We start from the raw sequence: 23,058 nt of genomic DNA, 5'->3' as shown, positions 1-23,058 counted from the left end.
AAATTTTAACAAAATTATTTTTAAATAAATTCTATATATAAAAAAAACTTATAAAATATCAAAATTCTATAAGTTTCAAAAATTATTTTTTAATTGTTACACAGTTATTTATTTAACAACTTGCCATTTATTGTCGCTACCTTTTTTAAATTTAACTGTTGAAGTAGCTAAATTAATTTTTTTTGTTTTTGTTAGATAATCATACTGTAATTTTATATATTTATCAATATTAACTTCTATTTCATCTTTTGAATTATCAACTTTTTCTACATATTTACTAGCATTATCTCCCAAATACTTATTTAAAGCATTTTCATCGTATCCTTTTATCAAAAATACAACTTCACCTTCATTTCCATTTTCATTCACTTTGTAAACAGATACATCGAACTGCTCAATAAGCATTGTATTTGAATCTTCCCATTGTTTTTTTAATGTCGCATTATTTTTTTTAGCAACATATTTATCAACATCAGGGTTTATAGATTTTAACATCTGTCTTGAACCGTAATTTGAAATCTCTTGCAAAACTTTTGCATAGTCTTCTGCTGCTGCTTTTAATGAATCATATTTTTTTACTTCTACAGACTCTTTTGATGGTGCTGAATTTGCCACAGCTGGTACAGCTATTAATTGTCCCACAACCATTAATCCCATTAACATTTTTCTTACTTTTGTAAATTTTATCATTTTTCTTCTTCCTCCAATTTCTTTCTATTAAACTATATTTAAAAATCAAAATTATAGCAAAAACGCTCTAAAATCAAACTTTATTTTCAAAAAATTTTTTTATACTTTCTTTTTTTACATAAAAAAATTCGTTTATGGCTCTTTCTTCATAAGACTTGTAATCTTTTTTCAGTTCATATACAGCTGATTTTAAAATGTCTCCTTTTCTAACTCTTTGAGAAATTCCATAAAATGCACGTTCCAAAAAATCAATATTTCTGTAATTTGACATTACTTTCTCACTGTTAATCCATTTGAAAGTTCCAACAAAATTTTTTGGAAAAACTTTTTGATTTTCAGATACATTATACAATATTTTCTTTTCAATATTATTAATATTTTCATTGAATAATCTATTAAAATTTTGGGATAAAAAATGATCAATAAACATATCTGCCACAATTCCTTTAAAAATCCCAAATTTTTCTGTGAGCAAATCATTCAGAAAATTCTCATTCCTATCAGAAATGCCGTCTATTATCCTATGTAAGACAATTCCTTCTTTCAATTCATCAGAAAGATCTATTTTATCAACTAACCCTTTGTAAAAATCTCCGGTAAAATTTCCATACAGCGTTTTTTTATTTGCCTTTTCATCAATTTCCAACGAAATCAGCGAATGTGCTAAAAAATTCATAATATTTTCTCTTTCCCACTTTACTTTTAAAACTAAGCCATATTAAATCATAAAAATTAAAGAAATTTAGAATTTTCCCTATTTTTTTATAATTTCAAAAATAATTTAATCTAGTAATTTCCGTTCTAAAAAATTCCATTAATTATTTCTTATCCAGTTCATCAGCAAATCTGAATCCCTGATCTTCCAAGTCCTGTTTTGATGTATTATAGAAATTTTCGTAAATTCTTGCAATCATTTCCTTGTATGAAGGTAATTGTGGTGTACCATTTTCTTCACGCCATTCTATCGTGTCTTTTTCGTGAAATTCCACTCCTTCCTCCACTTTTTTCGCATTATAAGTATCTTCAAATACAAATGTATCTAATGGAACTCTTGGTTTTACTCTTGTCAATTTTCTTTCAACAGGCACTCCGATAGTAGTCCCAACAATTGGAAATACATATTCTGGAAGTTCCAACATTTTTATAAATTCTTTTGTTGCTTTTCTTATTGCCCCAATTACAGTAGTCCCGTATCCAAGTGCATGAGCCGCAGTTTGCAATGCATTTACCATTATTCCAGCGTCCACTGCACCAACTAGCAATCCATCCGCAGATTTTGGTCCAATATTTCTCTTTCCAACAGAATTTGCAGCATAAACTCCATGATGAAAGTCAACTAAGACAAATACAAAAGCACCAGCCTCTATAATATGTTTCTGTCCTCCGCAAAGTTCTGCAATTTTTTCCAATTTTTCCTTATCTTTTATGATAATTAACGAAGTCTGCTGTCCATTAACTGAATTTGCAGCTCTTTGAGCAGTCGCAAGTATTATCTTTAAATCTTCTTCTTTTATCGTTTCCCCTGTAAATTCCCTTACAGAACGTCTATTTTGCAATTGTTTTATTATTTCGTTCATTCAAATCACTTCCCTTTTTAAAATTTGTTTAATTAATGTTATCACATTATATTTGTATTGTCAATTATGCGAACTTTTTTCATTCACAGAAGCTAGGGTCTCTTTGTAAGATATTATTAAAATGTCTCTTTAATTAACTGATAAAAATCAAAAAAATCATTATAAACCTGTTTTACTATAACCATTTTTTGTGGTATAATTTGTTAATTAAAAATTATAAAAAAGAAAGAAATATTAAAATGCAAAAAAATAAAATAATAACTAATCAAACTTGTGGAAAACTTTATATTGCTGGAGAATATTCAATTCTAACAGCTGGACAAAGTGCAATCATAAAAAACATAAATATTTTTATGACTTCAAAAATAAATTTTGCTGATAAATACACAATTTTTTCAGATATGTTTGATTATGCCATAACTCTTGAAAAAACTGCTTTCGATAAAAAAACTTCACAAACTTTTGATAAAAATTATTCACTAATCTGTGAAGCAATATCAGTTATGAATGAATATTTAAAATTACAAAATTTGGAAATTAAGCCTTTTAATCTAGAAATTAATGGAAAAATGGAAATAGATGACATAAAACTAGGAATTGGCTCAAGCGGAAGTGTTGTTGTTTTAACAATAAAATCCATTTTAAGCCTCTACAATCTTGAAATTTCAAAGGAAATACTTTTCAAGCTGTCTTCCTATGTGCTGCTAAAACGTGGAGATAACGGATCTATGGGCGATATAGCCTGCATTTCCTACGAAAACTTAATTTTTTATAAATCTTTCGACAGAAAAAAAATTTGTGAATTAATAAAAAATGAAACTCTAGAAAGTGTTCTAAAAATTAACTGGAATTACGAAATTTCCGAACTTCACTTTAACAAAAACAATTTAAATTGTAATTTTTTAGTTGGCTGGACAAAAGAACCTGCTATTTCTAGTAATTTAATAAATATTGTAAAAAGTTCAATTGATGAAAACTTTTTAAAAAATGTAGAGAATATCGTACAAGATTTGAGAATTGCCATGAAAAATGGAGATAAGCCAATGATAAAAAAATGCATTAATGAAAATGGGAAATTACTTCAAAACTTAAATGAAAGTATTTACAGCCAAAAATTGAGAAAATTAGTAAATTCTGCGAAAAAACTGGATATTTGTGCCAAAAGTAGCGGTGCTGGCGGTGGAGATTGCGGAATTGCACTTTCCTTTGATGGAAATGATACAAAAATTATTATCGACAGATGGGAACAATATGGGATTGAATTGCTGTATGTTGAAAAATTATAAAAAATAGGAGAAATATGAAAAATAGAAAAGATGATCATATCAAGTATGCATTGGAACACAAAAGTGATTATAACAGCTTTGATGATGTTGAACTTATTCACAGTTCCATTCCAAAATATAATCTGGATGAAATTGATTTATCAACTCATTTTGCAAGCCATGATTTTGAATTTCCATTTTTTATTAACGCAATTACAGGCGGAAGTGAAAATGCAAAAAAAATTAATCAAAAACTGGCAAAAGTTGCGAATGAATGCAATTTGTTATTTGTAACAGGCTCATATAGTGCTGCTCTAAAAAATTCTGATGATGATTCATTTAATATTGTAAAAAAGGAAAATCCTGATTTACAACTTGCCACAAATATTGGAATTGATAAAAATTACACAGCTGGAATTGCGGCTATAAAAGCTCTAAATCCACTATTTTTACAAGTTCACGTAAATCTGATGCAGGAATTGATTATGCCAGAAGGTAGCCGAAACTTTAACGAATGGAAAAATAATTTGAAAGAATTTGTCCAAAATATAGAAATTCCAATTATTTTAAAAGAAGTTGGATTTGGAATGACTGAAGATACCATAAAACATGGAATTAGGCTGGGAATAAAAACTTTTGACATAAGTGGGCGTGGTGGCACAAGTTTTGCCTTTATTGAAAATATGCGACGTGAAAATAGCCTTGATTACCTGAATAACTGGGGACAAACTACTGTTTCCTGCCTTTTAAACTTAAAAGATTATACTGACAAAGTGGAAATTATCGCAAGTGGCGGTGTAAGAAATCCCCTGGATATGATAAAATGCTTAGTTTTAGGAGCAAAAGCTGTCGGTCTTTCCAGAACGATTTTAGAATTAGCTGTAAAATATGATGTTGAAAACATAATTAAAATTGTGGAAAACTGGAAAACTGAATGCAAAATGATAATGTGTGCCTTAAATGCAAAAAATATTAAAGAATTGCAAAATACAAAATATGTTTTGTACAGAAAAACATTGGAATTTTCCATGCAAAAATTTTAATAAATCTGCTAATAACTTATCTGTATATCAAAAATTGGTTTTAAACGAAAATAATCAAAGAAAGAGAGTTAATTAATGAAAAAAATTATAGTTTATGATTTTGACAAAACAATCTATGATGGAGAAACTGGTGTTAATTTTTCCACATTTTATTTAAAAAAATATCCGTTAAAATCCATTTTATTTTTAATAAAATATTCGAAGGATTTACTTTTTTATCTAATAAAAATAATAAATTTGACTACATTAAAAGAAAGATATTTTGAATTTTTGGAAACTCATTCAAGAGAAGAAATTGAACAATTAGTCGCAGATTTTTGGGAAACAAAAAAACATAAAATTTATCCGTGGATAAAAAGCGAACTGGAAAAAAACAAAAAAGAATGCGAAATGGTTATCGTTTCTTCTGCAAGCCCATTATTTCTAATAGAAAAATTTTTATTGTCACTTGGCTACGACAAGGTCTTTGGTACAAATTTTGTAAACGATAACAAGGAAACTTTCATTGCTAAAATTGATGGGGAAAATAATAAAGGCGATGAAAAAGTAAAGAAATTGAACGAATGGGCAAAACAAAATGATTTTGAGTACGAAATCACAGAATTTTATTCTGATAGCTTGGCAGACAAGCCACTTTATGATATTTCCAAAAAAACATACTGGATTAAAAATGGAGTTAAACTGGAGGGAATGCCACCTCGAAAAACATTATTTGATAAATTATTTTGGAAATAATATTTCTAAATGAAGATAAATCTCAAGTATTATTTAAAATATAAAAAGGGAACTGTTCTAATTCTAACAAAATTAGACATAATTCCCTATTTTTATTGCCTTCATAAATTCTTTTCTAAAAATTAAACTGTCAACAATTCTTTTTCTTTTTTACTCAAGGCATCATCAACTTGTGCGATAAATTTATCAGTTGATTTTTGTACTTTTTCTTCGCTTGATTTCAATTCATCTTCTGTGATTTCACTATCTTTTTCAAGTTTTCTTAGTTTATTGTTTACTTCTTTTCTCACGTTTCTAATTGCTACTTTTCCTTCTTCAGCTTCTTTTTTTACCATTTTTACATATTCTTTTCTACGGTCTTCTGTAAGTTCTGGTACTACAAGTCTGATGATTTTCCCATCATTTGAGGGATTAAATCCTAAGTTTGCCTGTAAAATCGTTTTTTCAATTGCTGGAATTAATGATTTGTCCCAAGGATCAATTACCAATAATCTAGCTTCTGGAGCTGAAACTGTTCCAACTTGATTAAGTGGGGTAGCAGAACCATAAGCTTCCACAGTTACTCCATCAAGCATAGAAACGCTCGCACGCCCAGCTCTTACATGAGAAAATTTTGTTTTTGTATTTTCTACAGATTTTTGCATTTTTTCTTCAGCTTCTTTTAAAATTGCTTCTAACATTTTTACCACCTTTTTATTTTTTATTAAAATATTTTATATCAAATTATATTTTCTGTCAATTATTTTTTTACAGTTGTTCCTATATTATCGCCTTGAGCCATTTTTAATATATTTCCTTCTTCCAAAGCGTTAAACACCACAATCGGCATATGATTTTCTCTACATAATGAAAGTGCCGCTGTATCCATTACTCCAAGATTTTTTGAAATAGTTTCATCAAAAGTTACTGTCTCGTATCTTACAGCGTCATCAAATTTCATCGGATCTTTATCATAAATTCCATCAACTTTTGTTCCTTTCGCAAGTACATCTGCCTGGATTTCCACAGCTCTTAATGCTCCCGAAGAATCTGTTGTAAAATAAGGATTGCTTGTTCCACCTGCAAAAATAACAACTCTTCCTTTTTCCAGATGTCTTATTGCTTTACGTCTAATATAAAGTTCGGCTACTTGCGGCATTTGAAGTGCTGTCATGACTCTCGTTGGTACTCCTATGCTTTCAATTGCATTTTGCAGTGCAAGTCCATTCATAATTGTCGCAAGCATTCCCATCGTATCTCCAGTCACTCTGTCAAAGCCTTTTTCCATCCCGCTTATTCCACGGAAAATATTTCCACCACCGATAACAATAGCAATTTGTACACCTTTTTCATGTACATCCTTTATCTGTTTTGCAAAACTTTCAAGCACTTCATTTGAAAAACCAAATTCCTTATTCCCTGCAAGTGCTTCTCCACTTAGTTTTAATAATATTCTTTTATATTTAAGCATTATAGGAACCTCCATAAATTTTATAAATTAAATAAATATGCTTTGTCTAAAACAATTATTTAAAAATTTGCGAAAAAATAAGGGGATTCATTCCCCTTATAGTAAAACTAATTTCCAGAAATTTGTGCAGCTACTTCAGCAGCAAAATCTACTTCTTCTCTTTCGATTCCTTCTCCAACTTTAAATCTGTCAAATGAATTTATTGTACTTGGGGCAATAAATTGTTCGATAGTAACGCTGTCATCTCTAACATATTTTTGTTGCACTAAACAGTTTTCTTCGTAGAATTTTCTCATTTTTCCTTCTAATATTTTTTCAATAATATTAGCTGGTTTTCCTTCTGATTCCAATTGATGTCTTGCGATTTCTTTCTCTCTTTCCAAATCATCAGCTGTAACTTGTGATTTATCCAAATATTTTGGATCCATTGCTGCGATATGCATTGCAACACCTTTTGCTTTTTCAATGTTTTCAGAAGTAGCTTCTCCATTAACATTTAATAATACACCGATTTTTCCACCTAAGTGAATATAAGTTTCGATGAATCCGTCAGTTGAAACAACTTTTAATCTTCTAATATTCATATTTTCACCAATTTTAGCGATTAATTCTGTCAAATGAGTTTCAACAGTTTTTCCTTCAAGTTCAAATGCTTTTAATTCGTCTTCGCTTGTTAAATCATGGCTTAAAGTCAATGCTACCAATTTTTCTCCAAAAGATTTGAATTCATCGTTTTTAGCAACGAAGTCAGTTTCAGAGTTGAATTCCAAGATAGCACCTTTTTTTCTATCTTCAGAAATTGCTGCAAATACCAATCCTTCTGCTGCAACTCTTCCAGATTTTTTAGCTGCCTTAGCAATCCCTTTTTCTCTTAACCAGTCAATTGCTTTTTCAATATCTCCGTCATTTTCTTGTAAAGCTTTTTTACAGTCAAGCATTCCTGCTCCTGTTCTTTCTCTTAATTCTTTAATAAGTGCTGTTGTAATTGCCACTTTATTTTCCTCCTATATTTTTAATTTTTTATTTATTTAATTCTCCATCTAACATCATTAATAATTGTTCTATATGTTTACTAAAAGAACCTTCTTTTTTAGCTCCATCCAATGCCTTTTTTGCCCAGCTTTCTGCTTCTTTAAACTTCTTAGTTTCAAAATATACCATTGCTAAAAACCATTGTGCTTGTGTATTCCCTTTTTTCGCAAGTGGTAAAAGAAATTTCTCTGCTTCCGCATATTTTTTTTGTTCAAAATATGTTCCAGACAGCATTTCTATAATAAAGTAATCTTCTTTATCAAATTCTAAAAACTCTTTTGCATATTTTTCAGCTTGTTTAGGATGTCCAGAATCATAATAAAAAGCTGCTAATCTTAATATCGCATAAGCATTACCAGTCAATGCTTCGGTTTTACTTATTCTAAGTTCCCTAAGCCCTCTTTCTGAATAACTTCCTTGTGATAATTCTTCAAAATATTTATCAGCCTGTTTCCTTTTGGCTCCCTTTTTTTCATTTGCATATAAAAGAACAAAAGAATATTTACCAGTATCATCATCACCTAATTCAATAGCTTTTGAAAAATATTTATCAGCTTCCTTTGTATTATTCTCTGAAACATATAATGATCCCATAACTTCGTATGCATAAGCATCATCTGGATATTTTTCAATGTATTTTTTCATTAGGGCAATTAAACCTTTATTATCGTTTTTTTCCTGCATAGCTCGGAAATTTTTTCTAAAATCATCTTTTTCTTTTGCATAAGTATTCATAAATTTTTCATAATGTGGTACATAACTAACTTCATCCAGCATTAAAAACTTATCTTCCATATCAGTGCTTAATTTACGTTCGGTATTTATATTTGCACCTAGAACACTTAAACTTGCTACTAAAAATAGTCCAACTAAAAATTTTTTCATAGTTTTCATCATTCCCTTTATCTCTTATTTTGCTTAACGATTAACTTATTATTCACAAAAATTATTTTGAAACATTTTTTAGCATATTTAAAATTTCTGGATTTTCGTTATCAAATTCTAAAAAGTCCTTCGCATATTTTTCTGCCATCTTATAATTTTTAGTACCATAATAATGGAGTGCTAATCGGTATATTGAGTATGCATTACCAATTAATGTCATTTGTTTGTGTTCTCTAAGTTGTTTAAGTTTGTCATGTGTAAAACCAGCATCTGATAGTTGCTTTTCATATTTATCTGCTATGTTCATTTTTTCTTTTTTCTCTTTAGCAGTTAAATTTAATAATTTTAGAGAATCTTCATCACTGTATAATAAAACCAGTGAGTAAGCTCCTGTGTCATTATCTCCTAACTCAATTGCTTTTAAATAATAATTCTCTGCCTCTTTTTGATTACCTAATATAGCATAATCAGTTCCTATCTCTTCATAAGCGTAAGCATCATTTGGATATTTTTTAACATATTCTTTTAATAATGCAATTAAATTTTTCTTATCTCTCTTTTCAGTTAAAGCAATATATTTATTCTTAAATTCATTTTTTTCTTTTGAATACATATTCATAAGGTTTCCATCTACTACAGAATATTGATTATTTACATTTTTAGTATAATTTTGGGTACTTGCTGCTTTTTTTGTATTTTTCGCACCTAAAACACTTAAACTTGCTACCAAAAACAATCCAATTAAAACTTTTTTCATAATTTCCACCTACTTTTTATTTTGCATTTTTGACTTTGAATTTATAAAACTCAATAATTCTTTTACTGCTCTAGTATTATCTGAATGTTTTCTTTTTTCAGCTTGCACCAACGCCCTTTTAGCCCAGCTTTCCGCTTCTCTAAGATTTTCAGCATAATAATACCCAAGTGCTAAAAGGTATTGTGCTTGTGAATTTCCTTTTTGAGCAAGTGGTAAAAAGAATTTTTCTGATTCTGAATATTTTTTCTGAGCAATATATGCTTCACTCAATATGTTCAAGTTTTGGACATCTTCCTTATCAAATTCTAAAAACTCAGTTGCGTATTTTTCTGCCATCTTATGATTTCCATAATTACTATAAAAAGCCGCTAATCTTAATGTTGCATAAGCATTTCCCATTAATGCACCATTTTTATCATCCCTAAGATCTCTAAGGCTGTAATGAGATTTAAATCCTTCATTTTCTAATTCCTCGATGTATTTTTTACCAAGTTCAATTTTTTGCTTGTCTTTATTTAAATCTTCATCAATATACAAAAGAGCCAATGAATATTTACCAGTATCAGTATCACCAAGTTCTATAGCCTTTAAATAATATTTTTCTGATTCCTTAAAATTATCCATTGCCATGTATGTTGTACCTAAAGTTTCATAACCAAAAGCATCATCCGGATATTTTTCAATATATTTTTTGAATAGTTCGGCTAAACTTTTATAGTCTTTTTTATTCACATAAGCTATCGATTTATCTTTAAACTCTTTCTTTTCTTTTGAGTATATATTTTCATATTTAGGATTTATTTCATAATGAGCTTCTACATAAGTTATCTCATGATCTAAAAAATATTTTCCTTTTTTTACATCATTTGCTGTATCTAGAGTTTGATTTTTCGCACCTAAAACACTTAAACTTGCTAACAAAAACAATCCAATTAAAACTTTTTTCATAATTTTCACCATTCCCTTTATTTTTTATTTAATTCTTTTAATTTTGAATTTATTCGATTCAGCAATTCTTTCGCTGTTTCAATATCATCCGACTGTTTTCTTTCAGGTTTTTCCAGCGTCTTTTTAGCCCATTTTTCTGCTTCCTTAAGATTTCCAGCGTGATAATATCCAAGTGCTAAAAGATATTGTGCCTGCATCATTCCTTTTTGAGCGAGTGGTAAAAATAGTTTTTCTGATTCAGCATATTTTTTTTGAGCAATGTATGCGTTGCTTAAAAACGTTAAATTATCTAAATTTTCCTTATCAAATTCCAAAAATTTTGTAGCATATTTTTCTGATATTTTATAGTTTTCATAATTATCATAATAAGCTGCTAATCCAAATATCGCCTTAGCACCTCCTAGTAATGCCCCAGTTTTAGAAGCTCTAAGAATTTCAAGGCTGTCATATGATTTGAATCCTTCTTTTTTTAGTTCTTCATAATATTTCTCAGCAAGTTTTGATTTTTCTTTATCATTATTTAACTCTTTCTTGCTATACAGAACAACTAAAGAAAATTTCGCTGTATCATTATCTCCCAGCTCCATAGCTTTTAAATAATTTTTTTCTGCTTCCTTAAAATTATTCGTTGCCATATACATTGTACCTAGAGCTTCATAGGCATAAGCATCGTTTGGATATTTCTCAATATATTTTTTTAGTAGCACAATAAAATTTTTATGATCATTCTTATCTTGGTAAATGTCCCACTTATCCTTAAATTCCTTTTTTTGTTTTGAAAATAGGTTTTCATACTTAGAATCCAATTCATAATGATACCATACATAATTTATATCATGCTCCATTGGAGATTTTCCTTTATTTATACCCAAAATACTTAAACTTGCTATTAAAAATAATCCCATTAAAACTTTTTTCATGATTTCTCATCCTTTCCTTTTTATTTCTTGACCAATAGAAATATGAGGTTGTTCTTTTTATTTTTTAATTGCTATTTTTACGAGAAGAGGGGAATGGCTTTATTCCCCTGTTATTTTTATTCAATTTTTGGATTATATTTTTAAATTACGCTTCTGTAGTTTCTTCAACGACTTCTTCTACTACTTCTTCAGCGATTTCTTCGTTTGCAGGAACTTCTACTTCTGCTCCTTCAACAACATTTTCGATTCCACCGTTTCCTTCAATTGCAGCATTTGCAATAACTTGTGCAAATAATTTTACTGATCTTATAGCATCATCATTTGCTGGGATTTTGTAAGTTACTAAATCAGGATCTACGTTTGTATCGATTAATGCGATTACAGGAATTCCTAATTTTTTAGCTTCTTCTAATGCTAAGAATTCTTTTTTGATGTCAACTACAAACAATGCAGCTGGTAAAGTGTTCATTTCTTTAATTCCACCAATATTTTTAGAAAGTTTTGCCATTTCTTTTCTTAATAATCCTGCTTCTTTTTTAGTGTATGCTTCATCTAAAGTTCCGTCAGCATCCATTTCTTCAAGTTCTTTTAATCTTTTTACTCTTGTTTTTATTGTGTCTAAATTAGTTAAAAGCCCACCTAACCATCTGTGGTTTACGTAGAATCCTCCAGCTCTTTCTGCTTCTTCTTTAATAGCTTCTTGAGCTTGTTTTTTAGTTCCTACGAATAATACTTTTCCACCTTCTTCAGAAATTTGTCTTACAAATTCGTAAGCTGCTTCAGTTGCTCCTAAAGTTTGGTGTAAATCCAAAATATGGATTCCGTTTCTTTCTGTAAAGATATAAGGTTTCATTTTAGGATTCCATCTTTTTGCTTGATGTCCAAAATGTGCTCCTACTTCTAATAATTGTTTCATTGTAATTACTGCCATTACGTTTTTCCTCCTAATTTTTTTTTTGGTTTTTCTCCCACTTTTCTTTAAAAGACAGATTGTAATTTTCATGTTTTATTTTATTCTATTTTTTTAAACAAAAAATTTTTCAAAAATAAATTATAAAATTGCAACACCCTATCTCTAAACAATACAAAGTGTGATTAATCGTTGTATTTTAACATTTTTTTATAACTTTTGTCAATACTTTAAAAATTTTCTATCAATTTTACCTGATCATCTAACAAAACTGTACGCATTTTTTCATTTCTTTCCTGCTTTAATTCTTGATATTTTTCAACAAAATTCTCTTCTGTCAATCTTTGATCCTTTAATTTACCGACTTCTCGTTTAAAATCCCGCTCATATTTCAAAATACGTGCTTTTTGTTCATTTGATAAATCCATACTGTCAATAAAGTTTTTTACTTTATCATTTTTTTCGTTAAACAAGCTCTTTTGGGAATTTATATAGGAATTATAGGCTTCCAGCTGTTCATTTGACAAAACTTTTGCAATCGCTCTGTATCTGTCCTCTTCTATTTTACCAATTTTAGCTTTTTTGCCATCAAACTGGACTAAATCCTTTTCTACTCCCTCAGCTTTTTTCTGATATTCATCAAATATTTTTGACAATTTTTTTTGCTGATTTTTAGTCGCATTTACGATTTTAAACAAATCATTTTTAGAAATTTTCACTGTATAAATTTTTTGATAGTAATCTTCATAGGAATAAGACAAAACACTTATTCCAAACACCAATACTGATAAAAGTGCTATTTTTTTTACTTTATTCATTCTCATCCTTTCACAAATTCCTTTAATTTTAATTATTTGAATTATTATAATTAGGTGCTTCCTTCGTAATTATAACATCATGTGGGTGACTTTCCTTCAATCCTGCTCCTGTTATTTTTACAAATTTTCCATTTTCTTTTAAATCTTCAATTGTAGCTGTTCCACAGTATCCCATTCCAGAACGAAGTCCACCGCAAATTTGATAAACTGTATCTTTTAATGCACCTTTATAAGGAACCATTGATTCGATTCCTTCTGGAACTAATTTTTCTGTTGCCGCTTCAAGCTGAAAATATCTGTCGCTGCTTCCTCTCTTCATAGCCGCAAGTGAACCCATCCCTGCATAAGTCTTAAATTTTCTTCCATTATATAAAATTTCTTCTCCTGGCGCTTCATCAGTTCCCGCAAGCATTCCTCCAAGCATAACACAGTCTGCTCCAGCCGCGATAGCTTTTACAACATCTCCAGACAGTTTTATTCCACCATCGGCAATAAGTCCGATTCCTTTATCTTTGCAAACTTCCGCAATATTCATTACAGCCGAAATTTGTGGAACTCCAACTCCTGACACAACTCTAGTTGTACAGATTGACCCTGGTCCAACTCCTACTTTCACTGCATTTACTCCTGCTTCTATCAAATCAAGCGCTGCTTCTGGAGTTACAATATTTCCTCCAACAATGTCTAAATCAGGAAAAGCTGATCTAATTTCTTTTATTTTATTAATAACTCCTATTGAATGTCCATGTGCTGAATCAACAGCAATAATGTCAACCCCAGCTTCTACTAAAGCTGCAACTCTTCTCACTGTATCAGTTCCAACTCCAACTCCTGCCCCAACTCTAAGTCTACCTTGCTCATCTTTTGCTGCATTAGGATAATTTATAACATTGTCAATATCTTTAATTGTAATTAATCCTTTTAATTTTGTACCTTCAACGATTGGCAATTTTTCAATTCTATTTTCTAAAAGAATTGATTTGGCACCTTCAAGAGTCGTCCCAACAGGTGCAGTTACCAAGTTATCTTTAGTCATAATATCTACAACTTTTAATGATAAATCTTCTCTATATTTTAAGTCACGGTTGGTAATAATTCCTTTTAAATTACCGTCATTATCAACTACAGGAAGTCCCGAAACTTTATAATTTTTCATCAAGTCATTTGCATCTTTTAAAATAGCATCTTCCTTCAATGTAATTGGATTTGTAATCATACCGCTTTCATATCTTTTTACCTTCGACACTTCTTCAGCCTGTCTTTCAATCGTCATATTTTTATGAATGAAGCCTATTCCACCTTCTCTTGCAAGTGCAATTGCAAGTTTTGATTCTGTAACAGTATCCATTGCTGCACTTAATATTGGAATATTTAACACCAATTTTTTAGTTAAATTAGTTTTTAAAGAGACTTCATGTGGTACTACACTTGATGCTTGTGGGATTAATAACACATCATCAAAAGTTAATCCTTCAGAAATTACAATTTTATCTTTTTGACTCATTTTAAATATCCTCCTCGTTTTATTTTTAATTTCCAAATTTGCAAATTTAGTAAATCAAGAGAAAATTTTATGAAACTAGACTCTTCTGTATTACTTTTCTTGCCTTATTTTAAATTATATTATTTTATCACAAAACAAGATATAATTTCAATACTTTTTTTAAAAGATTTTTTTACAATTTTTCCAAACTTAAACTAAGTTTAATCATATGTAATCTTTTATTTACTATATATTTGGAGTTTCTGGTAACACCTGCCCACCATCTACAATTATTGTTTGACCTGTAATAAAACCAGCTTCTCGACTGGCCAAGAAAACTGCTGTGTATCCAATATCTTCAGGTTTTCCCAAAGTATATACTGGTATTATCTCCTTCATTTTTTTCATATATTCCTCTCCAGCCTCTATCAATCCATCTGTTAATATATTTCCTGGCTGAATAGCATTAACTGTAATTCCATATTTTGCATACTCCAATGCTGCACTTCGCATAAATCCCAACTGTGCGGCTTTACTAGCACCATAATGTGCCCATCCGTGAAAGCCTGTAATAGGCCCTGTAATCGAAGAAGTCAGTATTACTCGCCCATAGCTTTGTTTTTTCATATATTTTAGTACTGCCTGTGACACAAAAAAAGTTCCCTTTACATTTATATCTTGAACTTTATCCCAATCTTTTTCTGTCATATTTTCAATGCTTACTTGTGGAAAAATTCCCGCATTTGAACATAGGATGCTTAATTTGCCATATTTTTCGTAAATACTTTGAACAACATACTGAACTTGTTCTTTATCTGTAACATCAAGATAATAAAATTCGCCATCCAGTTCACTTGCTGTTTCCTTACCTTTTTCTTTATCGATATCTCCTATAATAATTTTTGCTCTAGCTTGTTTCAATGCTTTTGCAATACCTTTTCCTATACCTTTTGCTCCGCCCGTTACAAGAGCAACTTCTCCAGCCAAATCAAACATTTCAATCAACATCCTTCCTTGTTATATTTTTATTTTATATGTTTCATTTTTAAATTTAATCTGCTTTTAAAGGGCTAAATTTTATAGTTTTATCGCCTGCTTTTCCACTTTTTATTTTATTATTTGCCTTCACAAGCTCTTCTGCCAATCTTAGTGCATTTAATTTTGAAATATATTCCTTATATTTTTCCTTATTCTTATTTTTTATCTCTTCTGTAAAATCAGCAAGCATACTGTAAATTTGAAATCTCAAATCATTATCATGTTGAGCCATAAAAATATATGCTTCTTTAGAATATTCAAATGCTTCATCATACTTTTTCATTTGAATATAATTTAAAAATACAAGATACTGAGCATCCGCCTTATATCTGTATTTTGCTGATTCTGTAACATAAGAATAATCCAGTTTCTTCATTTTATCATATTTATCTATCGCCAATTTTGCATATTTTATTGAATTTGAATAATTTTCATTTTGAAAATCTATTGCAGCTATCGAATAATATCCTTCTGGAAACTCTGGAAACAATGTTATCATTTTCTTAGCAAGCTCCACTTGCTCTTTTTCCATCCCTGCCTGTCCATATTTTGCTACAAGATTAGTATAAGCCATCGGATTTTTAGGATTGGCCTTAATAGCATCCTTATAATATTCCATCGCAACTTTTATATTATCCGCCTCTTGCGCTAAATAATAATATGGCAAATAATTCTTTTTGTCTTCTTCTATCGCCTGCAAAAATAGTTTCTTTCTTTTGTCATAATCACTTTCTTCTTCGATTGCCTTAAATGTTGTTTCAATAGATTTTTTATTGATTCCGAGCTCAGTCAATTCCTTCATAGTTAAATCTATAACCTCTTTTTTCTCTTTTTTTTCCAAATCTATCTCTTCAAATCTTTTTCTATCATTTTCACTAATTTCCTTGATCGTATCTTTTATAGTCATTTCACCAATGTTTTTGCCATCTTTATTTTCACTTTTTAAAGTGCTACTCCTCTGAACGCTCACTTTTGCGGAAAATCCATAGATGTTACATAAAATAAAACTCACCAATAAAATTTTTTTCATTCTCAATCACTCCTTCTATTAACTTAGTTCCAAAATTTTCTCCTGTGCAATTTTACCCATATAAAGTTTATTCCCTTTTTCAGCCACTTCTTTATATAACTCTTTTGCTTTTTCAAAATTTCCAATTTCTTCATATGTTTTAGCTAAATTGAACTTTATCTCTATTTGATACAATTTTCTTTTCCCTTTCAATAGCTTTTCAAATTCAATAATTTTCTGTTGCGGATTATTTTCATAATCCAACATAATCCCTATTTCAAGTTTTTCTCCACTTTTTCTAAAATTTTCATCAAATATTTTTCTTGCTTCCTCTTTTTCTCCCATAAAATATTTATATTCCATTAAATTTCTATAGTAGCAATATTTTATTATTGGCAACGTTAATCTAGTTATTTTTATTTCATTTAAATACTTTAACGCTTTTTCTTTCTCGTTTAGCAGCCAATAACAAACTGATAAATTAATTCTGTTAAAATCTTTCATAATATTAATTTTAAAAATTTTGTACATTTTTTCTACTATTAAAATATATTTTTTAGGATCTAATTTAACAAATAAATAATGATTTCCTATCAAAAGTAGTATTAAATACGGAAATAAATATATCATTATTATTACTGACAATATCCATAATAAAAAATATACAAAATAAGACACTCTCAAAAATATATCCATGCTTAATTTATAAACTAATATAAAAATTATTTCATACAGATAAGTTTTTAATGCCGCCTTTCGCATTTTTTTACTCTCCTTCAGCGTTCAATCTTACAATCTCCACAATTACATCAGTTGCTAGAATCATACTCTCAAGTGCTACAAATTCGTATTTCCCATGAAAATTTTCCCCACCTGCGAAAATATTTGGCGTAGGAAGTCCCATGAATGAGATTTTTGAGCCGTCTGTTCCTCCACGGATTGGCTTGATTATTGGTTTTATTTCAAGGTTTTCCATTGCTTTTTTTGCTATTTCTACGATTTCCATGTGATTCTTTATGATTTCGCCCATGTTGTAATATTGATCCTTTATTTCAACTGTTGCTAATTCTTTTTTGTATTTTTCATTAATTTTTTTTGCAACATTTTCAGCAAATTTCTTTTTTTCTTCAAACTTCTGTCTGTCGTGATCCCTCAAAATATATGATAATTCAGCGTCTTCACAATTTGCACGGATTTTTTCAAGAAAATAAAATCCTTCATATCCTTCTGTCTTTTCAGGCACTTCATCTGCTGGGAAACTATTTATAATTTCTCCTGCTATTAAACTTGCATTTATCATTTTTCCTTTGGCTGTTCCTGGATGAACGCTTTTTCCTTTTATTTTAAATACAGCTCCAGCTGCGTTAAAACTTTCGTATTCAAGTTCTCCAACTGGTCCACCATCCATTGTATAAGCAAAATCCGCTCCAAATTCATCTACATTAAAGTTATCCGCTCCACGCCCAATTTCCTCATCAGGCCCAAACGCTATTTTTACCGTTCCGTGCTTGATTTCTGGATGGTTAATCAAATATTTCATAGCCTCAATAATTTCCACAACTCCAGCCTTGTCGTCAGCCCCTAAAAGAGTTGTTCCATCAGTAGTAATTACAGTTTTTCCAACATATTCCTTTAAATTTGGAAATTCATCGGCAGATAGGACAATATTTTGTTCCTTATTCAAAATAATATCTTTCCCATCATAGTTTTCCACAATCTGTGGATTTACATTAACTGCATTAAAATCAGCAGTATCCATATGTGCAATAAATCCAATAGTTTTGACATCTTTATCAACATTACTTTTCAAAGTTGCATTAACAAAGCAATTTTCGTTCACATACACATCTTCCATCCCAATTTCTTCCAGCTCTTTTACAAGCATTTTGGCAAACTCAAGCTGTGTTGGTGTGGATGGGATGCTCTCACTTTTCTCATCGGACCTAGTCTCAATTTTAACATATTTCAAAAATCTCTCTTTAAGCGTTTCATATTTGTTTAAATCCATTTACTTTCCCTACTTTCTTTATATTTTTTTACTTATAATTTATTTTACAATTTTTTACATCTTTTTTCAATGTTCTAGTTAAAGAATTTATGAATATATATAATTTTTTTAATATTTATACGTATAATATTAAACAACCAGCTAAATTATCACTAACTTTTGATATTATTTTACTAATTTCATTAACTTTATAATAAATAAAAAACTCAAGTAATTATAAGTTAATACAATTTCTTGAGTCATATTTTTATTATTTGTAATAATATTATTCGTTGCTGCTAGTCATAATTACACCATTTGAAATCAATAGCTGTTTGTCATTTTCGCTTGCTGGTTCCCATCCTTTTTCAATTAGAGTTTTTGCATACATTCGATTATATTTTAATGCAATAAAAACACGGTATCCGATTGTTGCAAGTCCAAAAGTAAAACTGCCGATAATTCCCGCTAAAAATCCAGTTATCAAAAACATAATCGCCTCCTCCTTATCACCTCTAAATAAAGGCACAAGCCATCCAAAAAAAAATGTCGTCCATGAGAATCCTAATTTTACTTCTTTTCTCAAACCATTATTTTCTACAATTGCTATTGCCATAAAAACAGCCTCCATTTTTTAGATTATTTTATTAATTATATCTTATTTTTATTAAAATTGCAATTTTCATTAACTTCATTTATAGTTTTATTATAGTAGACCACTTACCGTTTGAAAAATAGAAATATAATTATACAATAATCTTGTAAAAAACAACTTTAGTTTCATAATTTTTTTTGTTTTGATTTTCACTATTTAAAAAGAAATATATTATAAAATGCGATAAAATAGTAAAAAGCTATAAATTAAATTAATCTATTGTTTTTTATTTTCGAAAACTTAGTCAATACATTATCCTGCATTTTCCCAGCCCACTTCGCCAATTGCCTCAATAGTAATTTCGTTTCCAATTTGCTTTTTAAATTCGTGCGTATAATTCCTTTACTTCTCTAAAATTAAAATTTTTATTGCATTCACTAAAATTATATTGTATAATTAATTCATAATTTATTAAAGGAGGAATTTGTTATGAATGATATTACTAATCCGCAATCAGATAGAATTAACCCTGATTTTGTACAACAATACATTATGGCGAATGCTAAATTTTTTCCAGAAGATTCAATAAATGAACTTAAAGCAAGATTATCTAAACTTTCACAAAATCAGTTCAACGCAATTCAAGGAATTCAATTAAAAGATCCTATGATAATGCTACTTTTATCACTTTTTCTTGGTTCTTGGGGTATTGATAGATTTCTTCTAAAAGAAATTGGATTAGGTATAATAAAATTATTAACTGCTGGTGGATGCGGTATTTGGACTATCGTTGACTGGTTTTTAGTTATGAATAGAACTAGAGAATTTAACTACAAATTAGTTTCTAACTCTTTACCTATCGTTTAATTTAATGTGTAAATTTTTTAAGATTTAAAATGTTTACATAATAAACTAATTCAATACAATTGGAAATCAATATGAAAAAATACTTTAAATTATTATTTAATTATCATAAAAACAATCTTATTTTGTACATATCACTTGTATTTATAATTTCTATAAGATATTATTTTAAAATACCGTCACCAATTGGATTTGTTTTAAAACCATTACATATTCATTATTGGAGTGAAGGTTTAACAACAGCATTTATACAATTGATAAAGGGTAATTTTTACCGTGCTTATAAAATAAACCCTTTGATATTTATTATTGTGATAATTATTTTTTTTCATATTTTTTTAGAGCCTATAATTTTTAAAAATTCAAAAACTAAAAAACAGTAAAAAGATTTAAATAAAATCAATCTACTGTTTTTTTTATTCCCGAAAACTTAGTCAGCACATCATCCTGTATTGTCCCAGCCCACTTTGCCACTTGCCTCAACGTTATTCTCTTGGTAATTCCATTTTCAATATTCTTCTGACTTCCAACAATTACAACTTCATCATTTACTTCCACATTTTCTATGTCCGTTAAATCAACAAAAATCATATCCATACAAATTTCTCCAATAATTTTTGCCTTCTGTCCATTTACCAAGACATACGCTTCTTCTGAATTTTCAATTTGCTTTTGAAATCCATGTGCATAGCCTATTGATACAATGCCTATTTTAGAGTCTCTGTTTACAATGCCTTTACTTCCATAGGAAATTTTATCATTTTTTTTCACATTTCTTATGTTTATAATTTGCGACTTTACTGTTATAACATCTAATAATCGCACATCATAAGATAAAGGCTCCATTCCATAAAGTGCCATTCCTACCCGTGCAAAATCATAATTGTATTTTTGTCCATATTTAAAGAGTAATGGGCTTGCCTGTAAATGTCTATAACGATATTTTATATTATTTTCGTCAAATATTTTTAAAATATTTTGATATTTCTCAACTTGCTTTTCAGTTTCAATTTGATTTTCCGCATCTGAAATATGAGAAAAAATAGAGATTATTTCCAATTTATTATTTTTAGAATTCATTTCATATTTTTTTATTTTTTCAATTAATTCCAAAATTTCATTTTCATTAAATCCAAGCCTGTTCATTCCACTGTTTACTTTTATATGGATTTTCAAAACTGTATTTTCAAAGGATTTATCCAAAATTTTTAAGTAATCAGATAATTGTGAAAAATTGAAAATTGTAAGTTCAACATTATTTTCTATCACATATTTTAAATTTTTAGGCTCAATATAATTAAGTGCCATTATCTTTATTTTTCTATTTTCCGAAAAGTTTATTTTTTTTTCTTTTTCAAAATTTTTTAGAATTTCTTCAATTTTTATTGCTTCCTCAATATACGCCACCGCAAAGTAATTACAGTTATTCTCTAGCAATATTGGAAAAATATTTTCAATTCCAAGTCCATAAGCATTATCTTTAATTACACAAATGATATTTTGATTTATTGAACGGATTTTCTGTAGATTTTTTATTAGATTTTCTTTATTTATTTTCAAATTTACCAGCATATTATTTTTCTTCCAAAAGTCCTGATGCAATGAGCTTTCTAAATGCTCTTGCCCGATGGCTCACACTTTTTCTTTCTTCGTCATCTGCTTCTCCAAATGATTTTCCTAGCTCATACGAATAAAAAATTGGATTGTAGCCAAATCCATTGTTACCTCTTGCTTCAAACAAAATCTCTCCTTCTATTTCTCCACGAAATGAATGAATTTCCCCATTTGGAAATGCAATACTTACAACAGATACAAAATGTGCTTTTCTATTTTCTTTCTTCACATCCTTCAGAAGTTCCAGCATTTTTTGGTTCTTTTCGCTGTCAGTTGCATTTTTTCCTCCAAATCTCGCCGAATAAACTCCCGGTGCTCCATCCAAAGCATCTACACAAAGTCCTGAATCATCAGAAACTGTTATAATATTAGTATATTCTGCAATTTCCTTTGCTTTTTTCTGAGAGTTTTCCTCAAAAGTTTCTCCATCCTCCACAACATCAGGAATCTCTAATCCATCTAAAATTGTTACAACTTCCAAATCCATTCCCTCAGTCAATTTTTCAAAGTCTTTTATTTTCCCTTTGTTTTTCGTTGCTAATAATACTTTCATCTCATCACTTTCCTTTTTGTATAAAATAACTTCTCCTAAATTTATTCCTAATTATTTAATCCTGTGCTTTTTTATAAAAATAAATCACAATAAACAGGGGAGTATTAAATTATCCCCTACTTAACATTTGTATTCATTATAGTTATCTTTTATAATTTTATTTACAATATTGTGAACTTCTTTTTTTTCTTCTCTTGACATAGTTTTCAAGTCTACTGGCTTATCAACAATAATTTTTATATCCTTGTTTGACGTTACCTTTAAACTTTTACGACTTTGCACTTCATAAGTTCCAACAATTGTAATTGGCAAAATTCTGGCATTTGTATCTGTTGCAAGTTTGAAACTTCCTTTTTTAAACTCACCTATTGTACCATCTTCGCTTCTGCTTCCTTCAGGAAAAATCACATAAGAATGCCCTTTTTTTATTTTACTTATAGCATCTTTCATATCCTTCATTCCTTGCCGTGCATTTTTTCTATCTAAAAATATACAGTCAAAGGAACGCATCCAACGTCCTATTGCAGGCCATTTTTTCATTTCCTTCTTTGCTATAAATGAAAAGTCAAGTGGTAAATATCCAAGCAATACTGGAATATCAATATTACTTTGATGATTTGAAATTAATATAACTGCTTCGTTTGTGTCTCGTATTCTTTTTATTTCTTCCTCACTGCCATTTTTGTAAATAACATTTACTTTGCTTCCAGCTCCCCAGATTAGATTTTTACCCCAGTTTTTGGCTACTTTGCACACGTATCTATATCTTTTTTCGCCTTTGTTGAATATTAGATACCATATATGAACAAAACTTCCATAAATAAAAGTTCCGACTAATACAAGATGGTAAAATATTGTTCTCATGTTCTTTTCCTCCCTTACTGC

26 protein-coding genes are annotated in these 23,058 nt (G+C 29.2%); 5 read left to right on the top strand and 21 right to left on the bottom strand.

Annotation, left to right across the window (positions count from 1 at the left end; translation table 11 throughout):
• Positions 1-108 precede the first annotated feature (108 nt).
• From QU666_RS04140 to QU666_RS04130, 3 genes are all read right to left on the bottom strand, one after another.
• Entirely contained in the window at positions 109-690 is a 582-nt protein-coding gene (locus QU666_RS04140; RefSeq protein ID WP_021770239.1) for a hypothetical protein, read from the bottom strand.
• A gap of 73 nt (positions 691-763) precedes the next feature.
• Positions 764-1,366, bottom strand: a complete 603-nt coding sequence (locus QU666_RS04135; RefSeq protein ID WP_021770238.1) for an ACP phosphodiesterase — start codon at positions 1,364-1,366, stop codon at positions 764-766.
• Positions 1,367-1,508: 142 nt separating this feature from the next.
• Positions 1,509-2,267: a nitroreductase family protein gene (locus QU666_RS04130; RefSeq protein WP_021770237.1), complete on the bottom strand. Its 759-nt coding sequence runs from the start codon at positions 2,265-2,267 to the stop codon at positions 1,509-1,511.
• A gap of 239 nt (positions 2,268-2,506) precedes the next feature.
• Here QU666_RS04130 and QU666_RS04125 point away from each other — a divergent pair, with 239 nt between their 5' ends.
• The 3 genes from QU666_RS04125 to QU666_RS04115 all read left to right on the top strand — a co-directional run bounded on the left by QU666_RS04125 (position 2,507) and on the right by QU666_RS04115 (position 5,310).
• Positions 2,507-3,553: a phosphomevalonate kinase gene (locus tag QU666_RS04125; protein WP_084410148.1), complete on the top strand. Its 1,047-nt coding sequence runs from the start codon at positions 2,507-2,509 to the stop codon at positions 3,551-3,553.
• Positions 3,554-3,567: 14 nt separating this feature from the next.
• A complete protein-coding gene (gene fni / locus QU666_RS04120) occupies positions 3,568-4,575 on the top strand; it encodes a type 2 isopentenyl-diphosphate Delta-isomerase (RefSeq protein WP_021770235.1) in 1,008 nt (335 codons plus the stop codon).
• Between the two features lie 75 nt (positions 4,576-4,650).
• The gene (locus QU666_RS04115; RefSeq protein WP_021770234.1) at positions 4,651-5,310 is read left to right on the top strand and encodes an HAD family phosphatase; all 660 of its coding nucleotides are present in this window, start codon (positions 4,651-4,653) and stop codon (positions 5,308-5,310) included.
• 122 nt (positions 5,311-5,432) lie between these two features.
• Here QU666_RS04115 and frr read toward each other — a convergent pair whose 3' ends face one another.
• From frr to QU666_RS04040, 15 genes are all read right to left on the bottom strand, one after another.
• On the bottom strand, positions 5,433-5,990 hold the full coding sequence (frr, locus tag QU666_RS04110) for a ribosome recycling factor (RefSeq protein ID WP_036071947.1): 558 nt from the start codon (positions 5,988-5,990) through the stop codon (positions 5,433-5,435).
• A 59-nt stretch (positions 5,991-6,049) separates the two neighbouring features.
• Positions 6,050-6,775, bottom strand: coding sequence for a UMP kinase (gene pyrH / locus QU666_RS04105; protein WP_021770232.1), 726 nt, complete (start codon positions 6,773-6,775; stop codon positions 6,050-6,052).
• 92 nt (positions 6,776-6,867) lie between these two features.
• The gene (gene tsf, locus QU666_RS04100) at positions 6,868-7,698 is read right to left on the bottom strand and encodes a translation elongation factor Ts (RefSeq protein WP_231284728.1); all 831 of its coding nucleotides are present in this window, start codon (positions 7,696-7,698) and stop codon (positions 6,868-6,870) included.
• A gap of 82 nt (positions 7,699-7,780) precedes the next feature.
• Positions 7,781-8,677, bottom strand: a complete 897-nt coding sequence (locus QU666_RS04095) for a lipopolysaccharide assembly protein LapB (protein WP_036071969.1) — start codon at positions 8,675-8,677, stop codon at positions 7,781-7,783.
• 61 nt (positions 8,678-8,738) lie between these two features.
• Positions 8,739-9,434, bottom strand: coding sequence for a lipopolysaccharide assembly protein LapB (locus QU666_RS04090; protein ID WP_036071944.1), 696 nt, complete (start codon positions 9,432-9,434; stop codon positions 8,739-8,741).
• Positions 9,435-9,443: 9 nt separating this feature from the next.
• Entirely contained in the window at positions 9,444-10,382 is a 939-nt protein-coding gene (locus QU666_RS04085; RefSeq protein WP_304984863.1) for a lipopolysaccharide assembly protein LapB, read from the bottom strand.
• A 17-nt stretch (positions 10,383-10,399) separates the two neighbouring features.
• Complete coding sequence (locus tag QU666_RS04080) at positions 10,400-11,302, bottom strand: lipopolysaccharide assembly protein LapB (RefSeq protein WP_021770228.1); 903 nt, start codon at positions 11,300-11,302, stop codon at positions 10,400-10,402.
• 145 nt (positions 11,303-11,447) lie between these two features.
• Positions 11,448-12,233 carry a 30S ribosomal protein S2 gene (rpsB, locus tag QU666_RS04075; protein ID WP_036071937.1) on the bottom strand — a complete coding sequence of 262 codons (786 nt, stop codon included), beginning with the start codon at positions 12,231-12,233 and terminating at the stop codon, positions 11,448-11,450.
• Positions 12,234-12,442: 209 nt separating this feature from the next.
• The gene (locus QU666_RS04070) at positions 12,443-13,030 is read right to left on the bottom strand and encodes a hypothetical protein (protein ID WP_036071967.1); all 588 of its coding nucleotides are present in this window, start codon (positions 13,028-13,030) and stop codon (positions 12,443-12,445) included.
• Positions 13,031-13,058: 28 nt separating this feature from the next.
• Positions 13,059-14,534 carry an IMP dehydrogenase gene (guaB, locus tag QU666_RS04065; protein ID WP_021770225.1) on the bottom strand — a complete coding sequence of 492 codons (1,476 nt, stop codon included), beginning with the start codon at positions 14,532-14,534 and terminating at the stop codon, positions 13,059-13,061.
• 225 nt (positions 14,535-14,759) lie between these two features.
• The gene (gene fabG / locus QU666_RS04060) at positions 14,760-15,521 is read right to left on the bottom strand and encodes a 3-oxoacyl-ACP reductase FabG (protein ID WP_021770224.1); all 762 of its coding nucleotides are present in this window, start codon (positions 15,519-15,521) and stop codon (positions 14,760-14,762) included.
• Positions 15,522-15,564: 43 nt separating this feature from the next.
• The gene (locus QU666_RS04055; protein ID WP_021770223.1) at positions 15,565-16,581 is read right to left on the bottom strand and encodes a M48 family metallopeptidase; all 1,017 of its coding nucleotides are present in this window, start codon (positions 16,579-16,581) and stop codon (positions 15,565-15,567) included.
• A gap of 18 nt (positions 16,582-16,599) precedes the next feature.
• Positions 16,600-17,322: a tetratricopeptide repeat protein gene (locus QU666_RS04050; protein WP_021770222.1), complete on the bottom strand. Its 723-nt coding sequence runs from the start codon at positions 17,320-17,322 to the stop codon at positions 16,600-16,602.
• 4 nt (positions 17,323-17,326) lie between these two features.
• Entirely contained in the window at positions 17,327-18,568 is a 1,242-nt protein-coding gene (pepT, locus tag QU666_RS04045; protein ID WP_021770221.1) for a peptidase T, read from the bottom strand.
• A gap of 265 nt (positions 18,569-18,833) precedes the next feature.
• The gene (locus QU666_RS04040) at positions 18,834-19,163 is read right to left on the bottom strand and encodes a hypothetical protein (RefSeq protein WP_036071933.1); all 330 of its coding nucleotides are present in this window, start codon (positions 19,161-19,163) and stop codon (positions 18,834-18,836) included.
• A 468-nt stretch (positions 19,164-19,631) separates the two neighbouring features.
• On the opposite strand from QU666_RS04040, the gene QU666_RS04035 reads away from it, so the two are divergent.
• Positions 19,632-20,009, top strand: coding sequence for a TM2 domain-containing protein (locus QU666_RS04035; protein ID WP_021770219.1), 378 nt, complete (start codon positions 19,632-19,634; stop codon positions 20,007-20,009).
• Between the two features lie 71 nt (positions 20,010-20,080).
• Positions 20,081-20,389: a DUF2752 domain-containing protein gene (locus QU666_RS11775; RefSeq protein ID WP_021770218.1), complete on the top strand. Its 309-nt coding sequence runs from the start codon at positions 20,081-20,083 to the stop codon at positions 20,387-20,389.
• A 16-nt stretch (positions 20,390-20,405) separates the two neighbouring features.
• Here the strand turns inward: QU666_RS11775 and alr are convergent, their stop codons facing one another.
• From alr to QU666_RS04020, 3 genes are all read right to left on the bottom strand, one after another.
• A complete protein-coding gene (gene alr / locus QU666_RS04030; RefSeq protein ID WP_036071930.1) occupies positions 20,406-21,578 on the bottom strand; it encodes an alanine racemase in 1,173 nt (390 codons plus the stop codon).
• A 1-nt stretch (position 21,579) separates the two neighbouring features.
• Positions 21,580-22,173, bottom strand: a complete 594-nt coding sequence (locus QU666_RS04025; RefSeq protein WP_021770216.1) for an XTP/dITP diphosphatase — start codon at positions 22,171-22,173, stop codon at positions 21,580-21,582.
• A 120-nt stretch (positions 22,174-22,293) separates the two neighbouring features.
• Positions 22,294-23,037 (bottom strand): 1-acyl-sn-glycerol-3-phosphate acyltransferase, encoded by a 744-nt coding sequence (locus QU666_RS04020; RefSeq protein WP_021770215.1) that lies wholly within the window; start codon positions 23,035-23,037, stop codon positions 22,294-22,296.
• Between the last annotated feature and the right edge of the window lie 21 nt (positions 23,038-23,058).

The sequence above is a fragment of the Leptotrichia sp. HMT-225 genome, assembly GCF_030644325.1.
GTDB classification, from domain to species: domain Bacteria; phylum Fusobacteriota; class Fusobacteriia; order Fusobacteriales; family Leptotrichiaceae; genus Leptotrichia; species Leptotrichia massiliensis.
This window is presented reverse-complemented; position numbering and strand designations above follow the sequence as displayed.

Bases quoted from the DNA above. Each gene is read 5' to 3' on its own strand.
- QU666_RS04135 (WP_021770238.1), bottom strand. From the start codon at position 1,366: ATGAATTTTTTAGCACATTCGCTGATTTCGTTGGAAATTGATGAAAAG.
- QU666_RS04125 (WP_084410148.1), top strand. From the start codon at position 2,507: ATGCAAAAAAATAAAATAATAACTAATCAAACTTGTGGAAAACTTTAT.
- fabG (WP_021770224.1), bottom strand. From the start codon at position 15,521: ATGTTGATTGAAATGTTTGATTTGGCTGGAGAAGTTGCTCTTGTAACG.
- tsf (WP_231284728.1), bottom strand. From the start codon at position 7,698: ATGCTTGACTGTAAAAAAGCTTTACAAGAAAATGACGGAGATATTGAA.
- QU666_RS04085 (WP_304984863.1), bottom strand. From the start codon at position 10,382: ATGAAAAAAGTTTTAATTGGATTGTTTTTGTTAGCAAGTTTAAGTGTT.
- QU666_RS04040 (WP_036071933.1), bottom strand. From the start codon at position 19,163: ATGGCAATAGCAATTGTAGAAAATAATGGTTTGAGAAAAGAAGTAAAA.
- QU666_RS04035 (WP_021770219.1), top strand. From the start codon at position 19,632: ATGAATGATATTACTAATCCGCAATCAGATAGAATTAACCCTGATTTT.
- QU666_RS04095 (WP_036071969.1), bottom strand. From the start codon at position 8,677: ATGAAAAAATTTTTAGTTGGACTATTTTTAGTAGCAAGTTTAAGTGTT.
- frr (WP_036071947.1), bottom strand. From the start codon at position 5,990: ATGTTAGAAGCAATTTTAAAAGAAGCTGAAGAAAAAATGCAAAAATCT.
- QU666_RS04115 (WP_021770234.1), top strand. From the start codon at position 4,651: ATGAAAAAAATTATAGTTTATGATTTTGACAAAACAATCTATGATGGA.
- QU666_RS04025 (WP_021770216.1), bottom strand. From the start codon at position 22,173: ATGAAAGTATTATTAGCAACGAAAAACAAAGGGAAAATAAAAGACTTT.
- QU666_RS11775 (WP_021770218.1), top strand. From the start codon at position 20,081: ATGAAAAAATACTTTAAATTATTATTTAATTATCATAAAAACAATCTT.
- guaB (WP_021770225.1), bottom strand. From the start codon at position 14,534: ATGAGTCAAAAAGATAAAATTGTAATTTCTGAAGGATTAACTTTTGAT.
- QU666_RS04070 (WP_036071967.1), bottom strand. From the start codon at position 13,030: ATGAATAAAGTAAAAAAAATAGCACTTTTATCAGTATTGGTGTTTGGA.
- QU666_RS04140 (WP_021770239.1), bottom strand. From the start codon at position 690: ATGATAAAATTTACAAAAGTAAGAAAAATGTTAATGGGATTAATGGTT.
- QU666_RS04050 (WP_021770222.1), bottom strand. From the start codon at position 17,322: ATGCGAAAGGCGGCATTAAAAACTTATCTGTATGAAATAATTTTTATA.
- QU666_RS04090 (WP_036071944.1), bottom strand. From the start codon at position 9,434: ATGAAAAAAGTTTTAATTGGATTGTTTTTGGTAGCAAGTTTAAGTGTT.
- QU666_RS04020 (WP_021770215.1), bottom strand. From the start codon at position 23,037: ATGAGAACAATATTTTACCATCTTGTATTAGTCGGAACTTTTATTTAT.
- pyrH (WP_021770232.1), bottom strand. From the start codon at position 6,775: ATGGAGGTTCCTATAATGCTTAAATATAAAAGAATATTATTAAAACTA.
- QU666_RS04055 (WP_021770223.1), bottom strand. From the start codon at position 16,581: ATGAAAAAAATTTTATTGGTGAGTTTTATTTTATGTAACATCTATGGA.
- pepT (WP_021770221.1), bottom strand. From the start codon at position 18,568: ATGGATTTAAACAAATATGAAACGCTTAAAGAGAGATTTTTGAAATAT.
- alr (WP_036071930.1), bottom strand. From the start codon at position 21,578: ATGCTGGTAAATTTGAAAATAAATAAAGAAAATCTAATAAAAAATCTA.
- rpsB (WP_036071937.1), bottom strand. From the start codon at position 12,233: ATGGCAGTAATTACAATGAAACAATTATTAGAAGTAGGAGCACATTTT.
- QU666_RS04130 (WP_021770237.1), bottom strand. From the start codon at position 2,267: ATGAACGAAATAATAAAACAATTGCAAAATAGACGTTCTGTAAGGGAA.
- fni (WP_021770235.1), top strand. From the start codon at position 3,568: ATGAAAAATAGAAAAGATGATCATATCAAGTATGCATTGGAACACAAA.
- QU666_RS04080 (WP_021770228.1), bottom strand. From the start codon at position 11,302: ATGAAAAAAGTTTTAATGGGATTATTTTTAATAGCAAGTTTAAGTATT.